17 protein-coding genes are annotated in these 17,256 nt (G+C 69.6%); 12 read left to right on the top strand and 5 right to left on the bottom strand.

Annotated elements, in window-relative coordinates; genetic code table 11:
- Positions 1 to 5: 5 nt before the first annotated feature.
- Positions 6 to 1,706 carry a hypothetical protein gene (locus E5P3_RS14360; protein WP_162586600.1) on the bottom strand — a complete coding sequence of 567 codons (1,701 nt, stop codon included), beginning with the start codon at positions 1,704 to 1,706 and terminating at the stop codon, positions 6 to 8.
- Between the two features lie 164 nt (positions 1,707 to 1,870).
- On the opposite strand from E5P3_RS14360, the gene E5P3_RS14365 reads away from it, so the two are divergent.
- The 12 genes from E5P3_RS14365 (at position 1,871) to amaB (ending at position 12,572) form a co-directional block, all read left to right on the top strand.
- Positions 1,871 to 2,542: an amino acid ABC transporter permease gene (locus E5P3_RS14365; RefSeq protein WP_162586601.1), complete on the top strand. Its 672-nt coding sequence runs from the start codon at positions 1,871 to 1,873 to the stop codon at positions 2,540 to 2,542.
- 13 nt (positions 2,543 to 2,555) lie between these two features.
- Positions 2,556 to 3,209: an amino acid ABC transporter permease gene (locus tag E5P3_RS14370; protein ID WP_162586602.1), complete on the top strand. Its 654-nt coding sequence runs from the start codon at positions 2,556 to 2,558 to the stop codon at positions 3,207 to 3,209.
- Positions 3,210 to 3,252: 43 nt separating this feature from the next.
- A complete protein-coding gene (locus E5P3_RS14375; protein WP_162586603.1) occupies positions 3,253 to 4,050 on the top strand; it encodes a transporter substrate-binding domain-containing protein in 798 nt (265 codons plus the stop codon).
- Positions 4,051 to 4,087: 37 nt separating this feature from the next.
- Positions 4,088 to 4,864, top strand: coding sequence for an amino acid ABC transporter ATP-binding protein (locus tag E5P3_RS14380; protein WP_162586604.1), 777 nt, complete (start codon positions 4,088 to 4,090; stop codon positions 4,862 to 4,864).
- Between the two features lie 172 nt (positions 4,865 to 5,036).
- Positions 5,037 to 5,771, top strand: a complete 735-nt coding sequence (locus E5P3_RS14385; RefSeq protein WP_162586605.1) for a glutamine ABC transporter ATP-binding protein — start codon at positions 5,037 to 5,039, stop codon at positions 5,769 to 5,771.
- Between the two features lie 10 nt (positions 5,772 to 5,781).
- A complete protein-coding gene (locus E5P3_RS14390; RefSeq protein WP_162586606.1) occupies positions 5,782 to 6,732 on the top strand; it encodes a sugar kinase in 951 nt (316 codons plus the stop codon).
- Positions 6,732 to 7,718 (top strand): 2-hydroxyacid dehydrogenase, encoded by a 987-nt coding sequence (locus E5P3_RS14395; protein WP_162586607.1) that lies wholly within the window; start codon positions 6,732 to 6,734, stop codon positions 7,716 to 7,718. Before E5P3_RS14390 ends, E5P3_RS14395 begins: the two co-directional genes overlap by 1 nt.
- Positions 7,719 to 7,833: 115 nt before the next feature.
- Positions 7,834 to 8,865 carry a LacI family DNA-binding transcriptional regulator gene (locus E5P3_RS14400; protein ID WP_162586608.1) on the top strand — a complete coding sequence of 344 codons (1,032 nt, stop codon included), beginning with the start codon at positions 7,834 to 7,836 and terminating at the stop codon, positions 8,863 to 8,865.
- Between the two features lie 120 nt (positions 8,866 to 8,985).
- On the top strand, positions 8,986 to 9,246 hold the full coding sequence (locus E5P3_RS14405; protein ID WP_162586609.1) for a prevent-host-death protein: 261 nt from the start codon (positions 8,986 to 8,988) through the stop codon (positions 9,244 to 9,246).
- Positions 9,246 to 9,668, top strand: a complete 423-nt coding sequence (locus tag E5P3_RS14410) for a type II toxin-antitoxin system VapC family toxin (protein WP_162586610.1) — start codon at positions 9,246 to 9,248, stop codon at positions 9,666 to 9,668. Before E5P3_RS14405 ends, E5P3_RS14410 begins: the two co-directional genes overlap by 1 nt.
- 184 nt (positions 9,669 to 9,852) lie before the next feature.
- Positions 9,853 to 11,064, top strand: a complete 1,212-nt coding sequence (locus E5P3_RS14415) for a saccharopine dehydrogenase family protein (protein WP_162586611.1) — start codon at positions 9,853 to 9,855, stop codon at positions 11,062 to 11,064.
- The gene (amaB, locus tag E5P3_RS14420; RefSeq protein WP_162586612.1) at positions 11,061 to 12,572 is read left to right on the top strand and encodes an L-piperidine-6-carboxylate dehydrogenase; all 1,512 of its coding nucleotides are present in this window, start codon (positions 11,061 to 11,063) and stop codon (positions 12,570 to 12,572) included. The genes E5P3_RS14415 and amaB overlap by 4 nt, the downstream gene beginning before the upstream one ends.
- 17 nt (positions 12,573 to 12,589) lie before the next feature.
- Here amaB and E5P3_RS14425 read toward each other — a convergent pair whose 3' ends face one another.
- Genes E5P3_RS14425 through E5P3_RS14440 form a run of 4 tightly spaced genes read right to left on the bottom strand, consistent with a single transcriptional unit; the run spans position 12,590 to position 17,219 of the window.
- Positions 12,590 to 13,048: an Lrp/AsnC family transcriptional regulator gene (locus E5P3_RS14425; protein WP_162586613.1), complete on the bottom strand. Its 459-nt coding sequence runs from the start codon at positions 13,046 to 13,048 to the stop codon at positions 12,590 to 12,592.
- An 18-nt stretch (positions 13,049 to 13,066) separates the two neighbouring features.
- Positions 13,067 to 13,525, bottom strand: coding sequence for a RidA family protein (locus E5P3_RS14430; RefSeq protein WP_162586614.1), 459 nt, complete (start codon positions 13,523 to 13,525; stop codon positions 13,067 to 13,069).
- Positions 13,522 to 14,511: a transglutaminase family protein gene (locus tag E5P3_RS14435; RefSeq protein WP_162586615.1), complete on the bottom strand. Its 990-nt coding sequence runs from the start codon at positions 14,509 to 14,511 to the stop codon at positions 13,522 to 13,524. Before E5P3_RS14435 ends, E5P3_RS14430 begins: the two co-directional genes overlap by 4 nt.
- A gap of 2 nt (positions 14,512 to 14,513) precedes the next feature.
- Positions 14,514 to 17,219 (bottom strand): circularly permuted type 2 ATP-grasp protein, encoded by a 2,706-nt coding sequence (locus tag E5P3_RS14440; protein WP_162586616.1) that lies wholly within the window; start codon positions 17,217 to 17,219, stop codon positions 14,514 to 14,516.
- Between the last annotated feature and the right edge of the window lie 37 nt (positions 17,220 to 17,256).

Consider the following 17,256-nt stretch of genomic DNA (forward strand, 5'->3'; position numbering starts at 1 on the left):
CTCAGTCAGTCCGACCCCGGGCGCCACACCCTCGCCAGCACCGCGAGCCGGCTCTTGAAGCCGTGCCGCTCGTCCGAGAGCGCGTCGATGAAGTCCGACAGGCGCTTGGATTTGATCGTGGTGTAGAGGGTCAGCCAGGTGGTGAGCATGCCCACGAAGCCGAACCATAGCAGCTTCTGCCACAACGGCGCGTCCGCCTCGGCCAGCAAATTCATCCCGAGGAAGCCCGTGGTAACGGTGCCGATCAGCCCGAAAAGCGTGACCACGGTGAGCCGCACCACCGTGTTGGCTTGCCGGCGCAGGCTGTCGGCGTCCAGGTAGGTGTTCATGTCCGCGATGCGCTCCTTGACCTCCTCGTAGAGCGGGTCGAGCGCCAGGTGCGTGGTGCACAGGCGCGACAGCGCGCGCACCTGCGCCTGCTCCGAGATCTCGTGGAACCAGTAGCGGTGCGTGAAGCGCAGGAAGCCCTCGAAGCTTGCGCGGATGGCGCGCTTGAAGCGCTTGACGCTGGCCACGTCATGCACGTCGAGCCGGCGCAGCGCCTCGACGAGGCGATCGGAGAACATCAGCAGTGCCGCCTTCTGGAAATGCGCGATGAGGAACACCAGGAAGTGCTGGTGCCGGAACTGCGCCAGCACGCCGCGGTCGCGGCAGCAGAAGAACTCGGAATCCGCCGTGCCGACCACCACGAGCGAGCGGCCGCTGCACAGGTAGCGCGTGTTCGGTGCGCTGCCGGCATCGACCCAGAAGCGGTCGTAGCAGTAGCGCTGCTCGAAGTCGGCGAGCTGCTCCTCGCCGAAGGGCAGGGGGCCTTTGCTGCCCACCGCGGGCTCGGAGGCCCCGGTCACGAGCGCCAGCCGGATGAAGTCGGTGCGCGAGAGCTTGCGCGGATCGTCGAGGGCGAGGTAGGCCATGAGCGGCATGCGGTAGTACTCGAGCTGCCGGAAGCGCAGCGCGCCGGGCTCTCCCGAATGGTCGCTCACCAGGGGCTGCATCAGCCAGGCCCAGTGCGCGGCCATGCGCGGCGCGCGGTGCTCGGCCACGTGCTCCAGGAAGAGGTCGCGCTGCTGCGCGTCGGAACTCGCGAGCACCCGCCCGTCGGCGTCCAGCCATTCGACGCTGGCCATGCAGTGGAGTGCCGCGCCCTGCGCATCCCAGCCGCCGGGGTAGGCGCGGCCGAAGCGGTAGAGGACCTCCTGCGCCTGGGGCAGGCCCAGGTCGTCCACGCCGACTTCCATGTTGAGCATCACCACGTCGACGTCGAAGAAGAAGTAGAGGTCCGTGTGCACCACCTGCAGCGTGATGGGCGCATCGCCCGTGCGCGTGAGCACGCGCACAGCCGCGAGGTCGCGCCGGCGGAAGACGCGCATCGGCGACTCCCCGCCCGTGCCCCCGGCCTCGCGGCCGCGCCGGCCTTCGCCGTAGAGGAAGCGTTGCACATAGGGGAGGAAGCTCACGAACTCGTTGTAGTGGCGCTCGTGGAAGCCGTCGCTGCTGCCCGTGTACTCGTCGAACTCCTCGCGCCACGGCGAGGCATCGCCCAGCTCCTGCAGCAGCTGCCAGGGACTGCGGCGCTGCTGCTGCTGTCCCTGCACCGGCATCAGGCGCAACGGCCACAGCAAGGTGGCGCGCAGATGGCGCACGGCGGGCATTGCGCCGGCGCCGAGGGGCTGGGTAGCGCCTTGCAGCGTGTCGGTGATCTGCATCGCGCGAGTGTAGGCATGAGGGCCGCGCGAAGAGCGCCGAAGACGTGATTAGGGGAATCCCTAGTACAGGTCTGAAACCGGTTTCATATACTTCGGTCTCTGCACATCGAAGCCCGTTCCGGTGCCATCCGCTGTGCCACTCACCCTCCCCAATCCATCCACCCGTGAACTACCAATTCCAGTTCGACGCCGTCTTCGCCGCCTGGCCGCTGCTGCTGAAGGGCACGTGGATCACCATCCAGCTCTCGCTGGTGGCCACGCTGCTGGGCCTGGTGGTGGCGATCTTCTGCGCCTGGGGCAAGACCTCGGGGCCGGGCTGGCTGCGCTTCATCGTCAATGCCTACATCGAGGTGATCCGCAACACGCCCTTCCTGGTGCAGCTGTTCTTCTTTTTCTTCGCGTTGCCGGCCATCGGTCTGCGCTGGTCGCCGTACACGGCCGCGCTCACCGCCATGGTGGTGAACCTCGGCGCCTATGCGACCGAGATCATCCGCGCCGGCATCGAGTCCATTCCCAAGGGGCAGATCGAGGCGGGCCGGGCGCTCAACCTCAAGCCCTGGGAGATCTTCCGCTTCGTGATCATCAAGCCGGCGCTGAAGGCCATCTACCCGGCGCTCACCAGCCAGTTCATCCTGCTGATGCTGAGCTCGGCCGTGGTGTCGGTGATCTCGGCCGACGACCTCACCTCGGTCGCGGCCAACCTGCAGTCGCAGACCTTCCGCAGCTTCGAGATCTACATCGTGGTGGCCGGCATCTACCTGGCGCTGGCGATGTCGTTCTCGGTGTTGTTCAAGCTGATCTACCGGCGCACGCTCAACTACCCGGACCGGCGCTGAGGCACAGACAACCATGCGTACCTTCGGCTTTCCCGATTTCCTGTTCATCCTCGAGGCCGCCAGGTGGACCCTGGCACTGTCGCTGATCGCCTTCATCGGCGGCGCGGTCCTGGGGCTCGCGATCGCGCTGGCGCGCACCTCGGAGAGCAAGACCGCGCGGCTGCTGGCCACAGGCTTCATCCAGATCTTCCAGGGCACGCCGCTGCTGCTGCAGCTGTTCCTGATCTTCTTCGGTGCGCCGGTGATCGGCTTCGACATCAACCCGTGGATCGCTGCCGGGGTGGCGCTGGTGCTCAACAGCGCGGCCTTCCTCGGCGAGATCTGGCGCGGCTGCATCGAGGCCATTCCGCGCGGCCAGACCGAGGCCGCGCATGCCCTCAACCTGGGCTACGCGAGCCGCATGCGCGACGTGGTGCTGCCGCAGGCCTTCAAGATCGCGCTGCCGCCCACCGTGGGCTACGTGGTGCAGATCATCAAGGGCACCTCGCTCGCCGCGATCATCGGCTTCACCGAGATCACGCGCGCCGGGCAGATCATCAACAACGCGACCTTCCAGCCGCTGTACGTGTTCACCACGGTGGCGGCGATCTACTTCGTCATCTGCTGGCCGCTGTCGTTGATGGCGGCGCACATGGAGCGCAAGCGCGCCCGGACACTGGCGCGCTGAGCTTGCTTCCTTCTTTTCCATTCAATCCAAGGAGACCCCTTCCATGACCTTCTTCACCACCCGCCGCGCCGCCATCGTCGCCCTGGGACTCGGCGCCGCGCTGAGCGCCTTCGCACCGCTCGCCTCGGCCCAGACCGTGGCCGACATCAAGAAGAAGGGCGAAGTCACGATCGGCATGCTGGTCGACTTCCCGCCCTACGGCACCACCAACGCGCAGAACCAGCCCGACGGCTACGACGCCGATGTCGCCAAGCTGCTGGCCAAGGACTGGGGTGTCAAGGCCAACATCGTGCCGGTCACCGGCCCCAACCGCATCCCCTTCCTGCTGACCAACAAGGTCGACCTGCTGGTCGCCTCGCTGGCGGTGACGCCCGATCGCGCGAAGCAGGTGCAGTTCTCGCAGCCCTATGCCGCGGCCACCATCGTTCTCTACGGCAAGAAGGGCAGCAGCATCAAGAGCGCGGCCGACCTGAAGGGCGTGCGCGTCGGCGTGGCGCGTGCCAGCACGCAGGACGTGGCCGTGACCAAGGCCGCCCCCGAGGGCACCGAGATCCGCCGCTTCGACGACGACGCCTCGGCCATGCAGGCGCTGATCTCGGGCCAGGTCGACGCCATCGGCTGCTCCGTCACCGTGGCCGCGCAGATCGCCAAGCGCGTGCCCGCCGACACCTTCGAGAACAAGTTCACCCTGGTGCAGCAGGCCATGGCCATCGCCATGCGCCCCGGCCAGGACGACCTGCTGAAGAACGTCAACGAGTTCGTGTCGAAGAACACGGCCAACGGCGAGCTGAACAAGCTGTACAACAAGTGGCTGCAGACGGACCTGCCGAAGCTCAACTGAGCCCGGACAGAGAAAACCGAGACAGGAGCTCAACCTCATGACGGACGCAGTCGCGACACACGCAGGCGCCGAGTCGATCATCCGCATGGAAGCGGTGAACAAGTGGTACGGCACTTTCCAGGTGCTGACCGATATCGACCTGTCGGTGCGCACCGGCGAGCGCATCGTGATCTGCGGGCCTTCGGGCTCGGGCAAGTCGACGCTGATCCGCTGCATCAACCGTCTCGAGACGGTGCAGAAGGGCAAGATCGTGGTCGACGGCATCGAGCTCACGGCCGGCGGGAAGAACGTCGACGCGGTGCGCGCCGAGGTCGGCATGGTGTTCCAGCAGTTCAACCTGTTCCCGCACCTGACCATCCTGCAGAACTGCACGCTGGCGCCGATGCGCTCGCGCGGCATGTCGAAGGAAGAGGCCGAGCAGGTGGCGATGAAGTACCTCACGCGGGTGCGCATCCCGGAGCAGGCCCACAAATACCCGAGCCAGCTCTCCGGCGGCCAGCAGCAGCGCGTGGCCATCGCGCGGGCGCTGTGCATGTCGCCCAAGATCATGCTGTTCGACGAGCCCACGTCAGCGCTCGACCCCGAGATGGTCAAGGAAGTGCTGGACACCATGATCGGCCTGGCCGAGGACGGCATGACCATGCTTTGCGTGACGCACGAGATGGGCTTCGCGCGCAGCGTGGCCGACCGCGTGATCTTCATGGCCGATGGCAAGATCGTCGAGCAGGCGCCGCCTCAGGAGTTCTTCGGCAGCCCCAGGCATGAGAAGACGCGTCAGTTTTTAGGGCAAATTCTCAGCTCGCATCAGGCATGACGAACTCTCCCCCAGGTTGGCCCGCTTCGTGTGGCCGCCCACCCCCTCACCGGGGAGTCCTGTTGCTCCCCCCCAGGCTTCGCGCACTTCGTGTCGCTACCCCAACCCCCTACCGGGGGCAACACCAGCGGCCCGGCAAAGCCGGTTCCGCGGTGTTCCTGGAAGAAGAAGCATGAACGTGTTGATTTCCCTGTCGTCCTTTGGCGCGGCCGAGGTGGGGCGGCATGGGCAGCTGTGGTGTACACGGCTGTCGCTGGAGGCTGGGGCGGACAGCGTGGAGGTGCGCGGGGAACTGCTGCGCGACGCGGCGGCCGAGTTGCCTGCGCTGGCCGGCCTTGCTTCCGTCTATTCGAGCCCGGAGGGGCTGTGGGCGGATGGCGGCGCCTTGGATGAAGGAGCGCTCGCGCGCGGCCTGGCTGCTGCGGGCGTCTTGCGCGCGCATCGGCTCAAGATGTCGATCGGCGGCTACGCCGAGGGCTCGGAGAGCTCGCTGGCGCGGCTCAAGGGGCTGCTCGATGACCAGGCGGTCGAGCTGCTGATCGAGAACGACCAGACGGCCAAGGCCGGCACGCTGCCCGCGCTGCAGGCCTTCTTCGGCGCGGCCGATGCGGCCGGGCTCGACCTGGGCATGACCTTCGACATGGGCAACTGGCACTGGCTGGGCGAATGCCCGCTCGCGGCCGCCGAGGCGCTGGCAGCGCGGGTGCGCTACGTGCACTGCAAGGGCGTGCAGCGCCTGCCGGCCAAATGGGTGGCGGTGCCGCTGGCCGAGTCGCTGGCGCCCTGGCGCGCGGTGCTGCGGGCCTTGCCCGCGGATGTGCCGCACGCCATCGAATACCCCCTGGCCGGCGATGACCTGCTCGCCGTCACGCGCGAGCAGGTCGCGCAGATCCGTTCCGTTCGCTGAGAGCCGCGCGATGACGAATCCTGCCTTCGATGTCGCGCTGTTCGGCGAAGCCATGCTGCTGCTGGTGGCCGACCAGCCCGGCCCGATCGAGAACGCGACCGGCTTCCACAAGCGCACCGCCGGCGCCGAGACCAACGTGGCGATCGGCCTCTCGCGGCTGGGCCTGAAGGTCGGCTGGGCCAGCCGGCTCGGCACCGATTCGATGGGCCGCGCGCTGCTGGCCACCATGCGGGCCGAGGGCATCGACTGCTCCCACGTGATCAGCGATCCGGCGCAGCGCACCGGGTTCCAGTTCAAGGGCCGCGTGACCGATGGCAGCGACCCGCCGATCGAGTACCACCGCAAGGGCTCGGCCGCGAGCCACATGGGCCCGGCCGACGTCGACGAGGCCTGGCTGCGCTCGGCGCGGCACCTGCATGCGACCGGCGTGTTCGCCGCCATCTCCGACACCAGCCTGCAGGCTTCCCTGAAGGCGATGGAGGTGATGCGTGCGGCCGGCCGCACGATCTCCTTCGACCCCAATCTTCGGCCTACGCTGTGGTCCTCGACCGAGGCCATGCGCCACTGGATCAACGAACTGGCCGCCCGCGCCGACTGGGTGCTGCCCGGCATGGAAGAGGGCCTGCTGCTCACCGGCCAGACCACGCCCGAAGGCGTGGCGCGCTTCTACCGTGAGCGCGGTGCCAAGCTGGTGGTGGTCAAGCTCGGCGCGCAGGGCGCCTACTACGACAGCGATGCGGCGGGCACCGGCCGCGTCGACGGCTTTCCCGTGGCGCAGGTGGTCGACACCGTCGGCGCCGGAGACGGCTTCGCGGTGGGCGTGATCAGCGCGCTGCTCGAAGGCAAGCCGGTGTCCGAGGCGGTGCGCCGCGCCGCCTGGATCGGCGCCCGAGCGGTGCAGGTGCTGGGCGACACCGAAGGCCTGCCGACACGGGCGCAACTCGACGAAGCGAAGCTGTGATGCGCAAGAAGAAAGTCCTGGTCTTTCGCGAGCTGCCTGATGACCAACTGGCGCGCCTGCAGGCCGCGCACGAGGTCACGGTTGCCAACCCGCGCATCGCTTCGCAGCTCGGCGCCTTCGAGGCCGCGCTGCCCGAGGCCCAGGGCCTGATCGGCTCCAGCTTCCCGGTCGACGAGGCGCTGCTCGCGCGCGCACCCACGCTGGAGGTGATCTCCAGCGTCTCGGTCGGCGTGGACAACTATGCGCTGGCTGCCCTGCACGCGCGCGGCATCCTGCTGTGCCACACGCCCGGCGTGCTCGACGAGACGGTGGCCGACACCGTCTTCGCCCTGCTGATGGCGACCAGCCGCCGCGTGGTGGAGTTGTCGAACCTGGTGCGCGAAGGCCGCTGGACGAAGAACATCGGCGAGGACCTGTTCGGCTACGACGTACACGGCAAGACGCTGGGCCTGCTGGGCTTCGGCCGCATCGGCCAGGCCATCGCCCGGCGCGCGGCCCTGGGCTTCGGCATGCCGGTGCTGTACCACGCGCGGCGCGCCGTCGATCTGGCGGTGCAGGCGCCGGAGCTGCTGGGCCGGGCCGTGCACACGCCGCTCGACGAACTGCTGGCGCGCGCCGACATCGTGGTCGCCATGCTGCCGCTGTCGGACACCACGCGCGGCATGATCGATGCTCGCGTGTTCGGCCGCATGAAGCCTGGCGCGATCTTCATCAACGGGGGGCGCGGCGCCACGGTGGAGGAGCCCGCGTTGCTGGCCGCGCTCGACCAGGGCACGCTGCGTGCCGCCGGGCTCGATGTGTTCGCCACCGAGCCGCTGCCTGCGGATTCGCCGCTGCGCATCCATCCACGCGTCACGCCGCTGCCGCACATCGGCTCGGCCACGCACGAGACGCGGCATGCGATGGCCGAACTCGCGACGACCAACCTGCTGAAGGCGCTTGCCGGCGAGCGCCCGCTGGCGGTTTACGACACGGGGTTGGTGTGAGCTGCCGCTGGGTTGAATTTGTACGGCGCGCTTGGCTTTCGTCTCGCCAAGAGAAAGTGACTCGCCCGCCGGGGCGAATTCCCGGCTCCGGACTCAAACCAACGGCAAAGCACAAATGAGCGCCAAGAAGCCTGCCCGCGCAACCATTGCCGACGTAGCGAAGGAGGCCGGCGTCTCCAAGGCCACCGTCTCCCGCTTCCTCAACCACCGCGATCGCCTGCTGAGCGCCGACATCGCGACACGCGTCGAGGCCGCGGTCGCCAAGTTGGCCTATACGCCGAGCCCGATGGCGCAGGCCCTGAGCCATGGGCGCTCGCGCCTGATCGGCCTGATCGTGGCCGACATCACCAACCCCTATTCGGTGGCCGTGCTGCGGGGCGCCGAGAAGGCCTGCCAGGAGGCCGGCTACCTGGTGATGCTGTTCAACCTCGGCAACGACATCGACCGCGAGCGCGAGGCCATCGATGCGCTCGCCGGCTACCAGGTGGACGGCTTCATCCTCAACACGCTCGGCCGCGGCGCCGGGCTGGTCGATGCCGACGCGCTGCACGGCAAGCCCGCCGTGCTGGTGGACCGCCGGCATGCCGGCATGCACACGGACTTCGTCTCGCTCGACAACCCGGCCGCGATGCAGGCCGCCTGCGGCCATCTGGTCGAGGGCGGCTATCGCGAGCTGCTCTACATCACCGAGCCGCTGAAGGGCGTGAGCTCGCGGCGCGAGCGGACCGCGGCCTTCGGCGACTGCGTCGCGGCGCACCAGCCGCGCGTGGCCGGCGAGGTGTTCGAAAGCAGCGGCGAGGACAACGACGCGCTCGACGCCGCCTTGCGGGCCTTGCGCAAGCGCGCCCGGGGCGCGCGCCGCGCCGCCGTGCTGTCCGGCAATGCCGTCGTGACGCTGCGCGTGGCCTCGGCGATGGCGCGCCTGGGCTGGCACTTCGGCGTCGAGCTCGGCTTCGTGGGCTTCGACGATCCCGAATGGGCGCCGCTGATCGGCCCGGGTCTCAGCACCATCGCCCAGCCCACCGATGCCATCGGCCGGACCGCGGCGACCTGCCTGATCGAGCGCCTGCGCGGGCTCGAAGGGCCGCCGCGGCAGATGCTGCTGCCCGGGGAGTTGATGGTGCGCGGGTCCTCGGGCGCGCGATAGCCACCGTCCTCGAGGCCCATTGCAGCTCGCACGTCGCGGCGCAATGTCGTAACATGCAGACATTTCTCAATGGCGCAGCGTCCACAGGTTTGGCGCTGGTTCGACCCGAAAGGAAATGTCATGTCCATCCACACCGTACCGAGCCGCGACTTCGCGCGCGACGTGGGCCACGCGAAGCGGCTGGCGGCAGAGGGCCCGGTGTTCATCACCGACCGCAGCCGGCCCGCGTTCGTGCTGCTCAACATCGACGACTACTACCAGCTGAGCGGCAAGCAGAACATGTCGCTGCTGGAGCTCATGGAAAGCCTGCCGCGCACCGACGGCATCGAGTTCGAGGCACCGCGCGCCGACATCGCCCTCCAGATCCCGGAGGCGGGCTGATGTATGTGCTCGACACCAACGTCGTCTCGGAACTGCGGCCGGGCAAACCGCACCAGTCGTCCGCGGTGATGTCATGGGCCGGCGCCATGCCGGCCAGCCAGTTTTTTCTGTCCGCGATCACTCTCCTGGAGCAGGAGATCGGCATCCAGCGCCTGGAGCGCAGGACGCCGCCCGAAGGCGGCGCCCTGCGCGCGTGGTTCGATGCCCTCGTGAAAAGCTTCGCGGGCCGCATCCTGTCCTTCGACGGCGCGGCGGCGCTGCGCTGCGCGCCGCTGCATGTGCCGGACACCAAGAGCTACCGCGACTCGATGATTGCTGCCACGGCGCTCGAACATGGCTTCACACTCGTGACGCGCAATGTTGCGGATTTCCGCGAAGTACCCGGTATCAAGCTGATCAACCCCTGGGAGCACGGGACCTGAACGAAACCCCCGCGGCCGGGGAGCCCGGTCGGGAACATCAAGGAGTTGCGGCCTCGGGAATTTGACGATTCGACGCTCGCGACCCGACGTTCCGGCCGGCTCGCCGCGCTTCCTGCCGCATTGGCGGCTTCCGCCTGCCAGCCCTCCCTTCTACAGTTTCCGCACGACTGCAAAGGAGTGCGCGATGACCCCGATCGAGAACGAGAACAACAGGATCCGCAGGGTCCTGGTGCTGGGCGCCGGCAAGGTGGGCAGCACGGTGGCCGACATGGTGGCCGAGTACCACCACCTGCCGGTGACGCTGGCAGACCGCATGCTCCCTGCCGCGGAGCCCGGCGACCGTGGGGTTGCGCGCATCGTGCTCGACGTGGAGGAGGGCGCCGCGCTTGCGGCGGCGATGGCCGGCCACCAGGTCGTGATCAATGCCTTGCCTTTCCACTTGGCCGCGCATGTCGCCGCGGCCGCCTGCGCGCAGGGCCTGCACTACTTCGACCTGACGGAAGACGTGGCGGCCACCGCCGCCATCCGCGCGCTCGCGCAGGACGCCGCCACGGTGCTGATGCCGCAATGCGGCTTGGCGCCGGGCGTGATCGGCATGCTCGGCATGCAGCTGGCCGGCCGCTTCGACACGCTGCGCGACCTGCACTTGCGCGTGGGTGCGCTGCCGCGGCATGCGACCAACCGCCTGCGCTACGCCTTTACCTGGAGCATCGACGGCCTCATCAACGAGTACTGCAATCCCTGCGCCGCCATCGTGCAAGGCCAGCCGGTGTCGGTGCAGCCGCTGGAAGGGCACGAGACGCTGCTACTCGAAGGCGAGGCCTACGAGGCCTTCCACACCTCCGGCGGCCTGGGCACCCTGGCCGAGACGCTGGCGGGCCGCGTGCGCAACCTCGACTACAAGACGCTGCGCTACCCCGGTCATCGCGACGCGATGGATTTCCTGCTGCACGACCTGCGGCTGATCGAGCGGCGCGAGTTGCTGCGCCAGGTGCTGGAGCATGCCGTGCCCCACAGCCGCGAGGATGTGGTCCTCGTCTTCGCCTCCGCGACCGGCGAGCGGGATGGCCGCTTCGAGCAACTGACGCGCATGGCGCGCATCCATGGCGGCCGGCTGCGCGGCGTGGACCGCACCGCCATCGAACTCGCGACCGCCGCCGGCGTCGTCGGCGTGTTCGAGCTGCTGCGCACGGGACGTCTGCCGGCGCGCGGCTTCGTCGGGCAGGAACAGGTGGGGCTCGAAGCCTTCTTGAGCACGCGCGTGGGCAACTGCTATGCGTCGCTGAGCGAGGCGGGCTCGACGCCGTCGCAGCCGGTCTCGCGCCAGGGCCATGCGTCCGTCCATACTTGGCCATCGCCGATCCGGCATCGCAGAGCGAAGGAGGCCTGTCCATGAACCACGATGAACGCTCGGCCCTGTTCGAGCGCTGCGGCATCGCCGCCGCGCAGCGCTCGGGCGGCAGCCTGTGCGTGCGCTCGCCCATCGACGGTGCCGAGATCGCCCGGCTGCACGAGACGCCGATGGCCTCGATGCCATCGATCATCGAACAGGCCCAGGCGGCCTTCCGGCAATGGCGCGAGGTGCCGGCACCGGCGCGCGGCGAGCTGGTGCGGCTCTGGGGCGAGGAACTGCGCGAGGCCAAGGCATCGATCGGCCGCGTGATCTCGATCGAGGTCGGCAAGATCGCGCAGGAAGGGCTGGGCGAGGTGCAGGAAGGTGTCGACATCAGCGAGTTCGCGCTCGGCCTCGCGCGCCAGCTCTGCGGCAGGACCATCGTCTCGGAGCGTCCCGGCCACCGGATCATGGAGCAGTACCACCCGCTGGGGCCTGTGGCGGTGATCACCGCCTTCAACTTCCCGAGCGCGGTGTTCGCATGGAATGCCGCCATCGCGCTGGTGTGCGGCGACCCGGTGATCTTCAAGCCCTCGGAGAAGGCACCGCTGTCGGGCCTTGCGACCTTTCGCGCGCTGGAACGCGCGATCGCCCGCTTCGGCGAGCGTGCGCCGGCCGGGCTGGCGCAGATCGTGATCGGCGGCCGGGCCCAGGCCGAGGCGTTGGTTGACAGCCCGCTGGTCCCGCTGGTCTCGGCCACCGGCTCCACGCGCATGGGCCGCGAGGTGGGGCCGCGCGTGGCGGCGCGTTTCGGGCGCCGCATCCTCGAGCTGGGCGGCAACAACGCGATGATCGTGACGCCCGAGGCCGACCTCGACATGGCGGTGCGCGCGATCCTGTTCAGCGCCGTGGGCACCGCGGGCCAGCGCTGCACCTCGCTGCGGCGACTGATCGTCCACCGCCGCGTCAAGGAGGCGCTGCTCGGCAAGCTGTTGCCGGCCTACCGCAGCCTGCGCATCGGCCATCCGCTGGAGGAGGGCACGCTGGTCGGGCCGCTGATCGACGAGGACGCCTTCGGCGCAATGCAGGCCGCCATGGCCGAGGCGCAGGCGCAGGGCGGGCGCATCCTCACCGGTGGCGAGCGCCTGAACGCGGAGCTGTGCCCGCAGGCCTGGTACGTGAGCCCGGCGATCGCCGAGATGCCGGCGCAGACCGAGGTGGTGCGCCGCGAGACCTTCGCACCGCTGCTCTACGTGATGGGCTACGAAGATCTTGACGAGGCGATCGCGATGCACAACGACGTGCCGCAGGGCCTGTCCTCCTGCATCTTTTCCAACAACCTTCGCGAGGTCGAGCGCTTCCTCTGCGCCGCCGGTTCCGATTGCGGCATGGCCAACGTCAACATCGGCCCGAGCGGGGCCGAGATCGGCGGCGCCTTCGGCGGCGAGAAGGAGACCGGCGGTGACCGAGAGAGCGGCTCGGATGCCTGGAAGCAGTACATGCGGCGCAGCACCAACACCATCAACTACTCGAGCGAGCTGCCGCTGGCGCAAGGCATCCGCTTCGGCTAGGGCGCCGGAAGTCCGCGTCAGACCGACTGCCGCAGCTCGCCCACCGCGCTGCGCCGATCGATCTTGCGGCTCAGCACCACCGATGTATGGGTGTGCTGGATGCCCTCGATCAGCCCGATCCGGTCGAGCAGCGCGTCAAGTTGCTCGTTGGTCTCGCAGCGCAGGGCGAGCATGTAGTCGTACTCTCCGCTGACGGCCGAGAGCTCTTCCAGCTCGGGCAGCCGCTCCAGCGCGCGGATCACGCCGGCCGCCATCTTCGGCGCGACGCTCAGGCCGCAGTAGGCGCGCACGGCGGCGTGATCCAGCCGCTGGCCCAGGCGCACGCCGTAACCGGCGATCACGCCCTCGCGCTCCAGGCGGGCGATGCGCGCAACCACGGTTGTGCGCGCCACCTTCAACTTGCGCGCCAGCTCGGCCGCAGGGGCGCGGGCGTTGGCCTGCAGCAGGCTCAGCAGGTGGCGGTCGGTGTCGTCCAAGTTAAAGGCAGACCGGCGTCATTCGACTTCAGCGATGAGCTCGATCTCGACGCAGGCGCCGAGGGGAATCTGCGCCACGCCGAAGGCGCTGCGCGCATGCGCGCCTTTCTCGGGGCCGAAGACCTCGGCGAAGAACTCGCTCGCGCCGTTGGTCACCAGGTGCTGTTCGGTGAAGGTGGGCGTCGAGTTGACCAGGCTCATCACCTTGACGATGCGCTTGACCTTGTTCAGGTCGCCGACGGCGGCCTGCAGCGTGCCCAGCAGGTCGATCGCGATGGCGCGCGCGGCCTGCTTGCCTTCCTCGGTGCCGAGGCCCGCGCCGAGCTGGCCGACCCAGGGCTTGCCGTCTTTCTTCGCGATATGGCCGGAGAGGAAGACCAGCTTGCCGGTCTGCACGAAAGGCACGTAGGCGGCGGCGGGAACGGCGACCGGCGGCAGGGTGATGCCGAGGCTTTTGAGTTTGTCGTCGATGCTCATGAGGGTTCCTTGTCTGGGTCTTGGAGGGGCCATTGTGTCTGTGTTTGTGCCTGAGTCTGCACCTGCTGCGCCGCCTGCGCCGCGTGGGCCCGCAGCTCTTCCAGCGGCTGCACCGTGACGCGGACGTCCAGCGTATGGCGTGCGCCCCCGTGCAGCACGCCGCGCATCGGCGAGACGTCGGAGTAGTCGCGGCCGATGGCCAACGCGACATAGTCCTCGCCGGGCTGGCGGCCGTTGGTCGGATCGAACTCGGCCCAGTCGCCCGGACCGTCGGCGCCCGGGATGTAGACCGAGACCCACGCGTGCGAGGCATCGGCGCCGAGCAGCCGGGGGCGGCCGGGCGGCGGCTGCGTCAGCAGGTAGCCGCTGATGTAGCGTGCCGGCAGGCCCAGGGTGCGGAAGCAGGCGATCATGATGTGGGCGAAGTCCTGGCACACGCCGTGGCGCTGCGCCAGGGCCTCGATCGCGGGCGTGCTGATCTCGGTGCTGCCGCTGTCGTAGCGGAAGTCGGCGTGCATGCGCAGCGCCAGGTCCATCGCGGCGTCGAAGACCGGACGCCCCGGCGCGAAGCTGGGCCGCGCATAGGCGGCGAAGTCGTCGTGCCGTGGCACGTAGTGCGAGGGGAAGACGAATTCGGCCGCGGCGTCGAAGCGCGCGTCCTTGGTGTAGCGGAAGCGCTCGCGCACCTCCTCCCACGGCAGCTCGCGCGCCGCCGCCGGCGAAAGCAGGGGCGTGGAGGTCTCGACCACGCTCTCGGCCGTGACCACCAGCTCCTCGTGGGTCGAGTCCAGCGCGAAGAAGGCGCGCGCATTGCCGTAGACGTCGGGCGATTCGCTGCGCTGCGCCGGCTCGGGGCTGACCGTGAGCGCGTGGCTCACCAGGCGCTGGGTCGGCGTGGTCCGCGGCTTGAGGTGCGCCAGGTGCTGCGCGGTTTCGACCGGGGGCGAATACGCGTAGCGCGTCTCGTGAGTCACGTGCAGGAGCATGATCAGGCGCCTACGGAGCGGAGCGATTCCGAAGTGAGGGTGAAGTAGCGGACGCCGATCGCATCCGACACATGGTAGGCCGCGGTCTCGCAGGTCTCGAGCAGCTGCATCAGTGCGCCGTAGTCCGCATCGGGCCCGGGCTCGCAGAGGTGCTCGAGGGTCCAGGCGGCCGGATCGGGCAGCTCGTGCGAGAGCGCCGTGAGCTTGCCCGGCGCGCTGCCCGCGAGCCGCGCGATGCGCCCGCGCAGCGTTTGCGTGACCCAGGCCAGCGAACGCGGGTTGTCGCCGTCGAGCACCAGCAAGTCGACCAGGGTCGCGACGTCGCGCCGCTGCTGGTAGCGCGCGTGGAAGGTGATGGTGCTGTCGAACAGGCCGACCATGGCCTCGAAGCCGCTCACGTCGTGCACCGAGCCGATGTCGAAGCCGGCTGCCAGCGCGCTGGAGAGGAAGGCCAGGCGCTCGATGTGGCGGCCGATGGAGAGCAGGCGCCAGGCGTCGTCGCGTGTCATGCGATCGGTCTGGGCGCCGGTCATCGCGGCGAGCGCGGCGCTGGTGGACTCGAGCATGCGCAGCGCGGCGGCGCTGGCGTAGCCGCCGTCGACGCGCTCGCCGGCCTGTTCGGCGCTGCGGCGCATGAATTCGCTCTCGGCACGCACGATCTGGTTCCAGTGGTCCGGCGACAGCCGCTCGCGCACCGCGGCCGCCGCCTGGCGCACGCAGCGCAGGCTGTAGCCGACGCTGCCGCCCTCGTCGATGTCGGCCAGCTCGGCGATCAACGAGCGCTCGAAGACGCGACGTGAGCGCGGCAGGCTGGGCACATCGCGCGGCACCAGCGCGTTGCGCCACGCCATGTGGTGCAGCCAGGTCAGCAGCGCGGGCGAGGAAGGGTCCTCGCCGCCGAGCAGGTCGAGCGTGAGCCGCGCCAGGCGCACCGCGTTCTCGGCGCGCTCGGTGTAGCGGCCCAGCCAGTACATGTTCTCGGCCGCGCGGCTGGTGACCGGCGCGCGGTGGCGGGCGAGCGAGGCCGGCGTGGTGTGCACCTGGAGCCGGGTGGTGCGGTCGACCTCGCCGTGCGTCTGCACCCACACGTCGGCGCTGCTGCCGCCGCGCTGCATCGAGGCGATCTGCGCGTTGGCGCCGGCCAGTCGCGCCAGGCCGCCGGGCAGCACGCGCCAGGACTGCGGGCCGACGCAGACCGCGAACACGCGCAGCAGCACCGAGCGCGGCACGATGTGGCCGGCGCCGAGGTCCTGGGTCCAGGTCGGCATCTGCGAGATCGGCAGGTAGTTCTGCACGGTGTATTCCTCACCCTCGCGCACGATGCGGCCGGCCCATTCGTCGAGCTCGCGCCGGCTCAGCCGGCTGCCGAGCAGGGTCTCGAAGCCGGCATGCCCCTCCTCGCCGGGGTAGGTCGACTTGATGGTGCAGCCGGCCAGCTGCGGCAGCACCGCCTCCATCGCGGCGCGCTCGCCGCACCACCACGTGGGCAGGGCCGGCAGCAGCAGCTTTTCGCCCAGCAGCCGGCGCGACAGCGCGGGCAGGAAGCCGAGCAGCGCGGGCGATTCCAGGAAAGCCGAGCCGGGCGTGTTGGCCAGCAGCACGTTGCCGGCGCGTATCGCCTGCAGCAGGCCGGGCACCCCCAGCGTGGAGTCGGCCCGCAGCTCCAGGGGATCGAGGAACTGGTCGTCCAGCCGCTTGATGAGACCGTGCACCGGCCGCAGGCCCTGCAAGGTCTTGAGATAGAGCCGCTGGTCGCGCACCGTGAGGTCGTTGCCCTCGACCAGCGTGATGCCCAGGTAGCGCGCGATGTAGGCGTGCTCGAAGTAGGTCTCGTTGTAGGGGCCGGGCGTCAGCAGCACGATGTGCGGCGGCTGGCCGGCCGGGCACATGCTCTGGAGGCCCTCCATCATCGCGTTGTAGGTGGCGGCCAGGCGCTGCACGTGCAGCGCCTCGAAGGCCTGCGGGAACTGCCGTGCGATGGCGAGCCGGTTCTCCAGCAGGTAGCCCAGGCCCGAGGGGGCCTGGGTGCGCTGCGACACCACCCACCAGTTGCCGTCGGGGCCGCGCGCAAGGTCGAGGGCGGCGATGCGCAGCCAGGTGTCGCCGGGCGGGCGCACACCATGCATCGCGCGCAGGTAGCCCGGGTTGCCCTGTACCAGGGCGGGCGGCAGCAGGCCTTCGGCCAGCACCTGCTGCGGCCCGTAGATGTCGGCCAGGATGCGGTCGAGCAGGCGCACGCGCTGCAGCGCGCCGGCCTCGATCGCGGCCCAGCTCTCGGGCGGGACGATCAGCGGGAAGAGGTCGAGCGACCAGGGCCGCTGCGGGCCGCCGGCGTCGGCATACACGTTGTAGGTGACGCCGTTGTCGCGGATCTGGCGCTCCAGGCTGACGGCGCGCCGGGGCAGGTCGCCGAAGCCCTCGGTGCCGAGCTGCTCGAAGAAGCCGGCCCAGTGCGGTGCCAGCGGGCCGCGCTCGCCGGTCTCGGGCTCGGGCCGCTCGGGCGGAGGCGGGGGTGGCAAGGAGGCGTCATGCAGCGGCGCCGGCTGCGAGGGCATGCCGAGCCGGGGCACGGCCGCGGGCGCAGGGGCGGCGAGGCCGCGCAGCTCGTCGAAGTGCCCCGGCGCGGCCGGCGGCGCAAGCGACGACGCCAGGTCGGCCGGCGATCCGAGTGCCTGGGCGTCGAAGAGGGATTCGTTCAAGGGGTCCACGGTGCGTCGATTGTCACCCCGCGGGCGCGAGACCCGG

Origin of the sequence: Variovorax sp. RA8, assembly GCF_901827175.1 — a bacterium.
Classification (GTDB): domain Bacteria; phylum Pseudomonadota; class Gammaproteobacteria; order Burkholderiales; family Burkholderiaceae_C; genus Variovorax.